This is a genomic window from Oleiphilus sp. HI0043 (assembly GCF_001634935.1).
Window position 1 is genome coordinate 1 of the sequence record NZ_LWEY01001176.1, and the last position, 783, is coordinate 783.

Here is a 783-nt window from a genome sequence, read left to right on the forward strand (position 1 = left end):
GTTTTTGATCTAGATCATTCAGGTCTAAACCTTAACAAGCTGTAACGTGCCTTAGTGCTCAAACTTGTCTTAATATGTTGATAGGAAAGATAAAACACATTTTAATTTGTTAAGTAATTGGCAGATATAAGATGAAACTTATGTTGGGAACATGTCTGAAGAATTGATTTTTGACACATTTCTGACATATTTTATAAATAATATAGGCGGCCGGAAGACTGTGCTGTATTAACGGTGCTGTATTAACGGCATAACTAATAATAATTTAATCGCTAAGTATATTTAACGAGATTCCAGGATGAGCCTGACTCTCATTAAAATTTTAACAGAAAAAAGGAAGACGAAATGAAAAAGACCCTGATCGCTTCAGCTGTAGCAGCAGCTACTCTATCTACTGGTGTAATGGCAGCAGATAAAGGTATTGAATTCTACGGTGATATCGATGTTGCATATGTACATGCAGATGCTGACGGAAATACTGCCAACGCTGTAATGGATAGTGACTCTACTTTTGGTTTGACTCACTCTCACATGGTTTCTGAAGGCGTAACTGCTTTTGCTAAAGTAGAATTTGAATTCGACGCAGACGAAACTACAGCTGGTATCAACCAGTCTGATGAAATCTATGTTGGTGTTAAAGGTGACTTCGGTTCTGTTCAATACGGTGTTGATGACACAGTATATGAGTGGGTAGACGTAACAGACACTTCTGAGTTTGTTGGCTTAGAAGGCGAATTGGCTGCAGATAGCGAAGTTGAGAACCTACAATATGTTTCTCCTGAG

At 37.9% G+C, this 783-nt stretch carries 1 protein-coding gene; it reads left to right on the top strand.

Features of this window, described 5'->3' with window-relative positions; genetic code table 11:
* Nucleotides 1-345 precede the first annotated feature (345 nt).
* Nucleotides 346-783: porin (locus tag A3729_RS13540; protein WP_156497950.1), on the top strand; the 438-nt coding region annotated here is incomplete at its 3' end.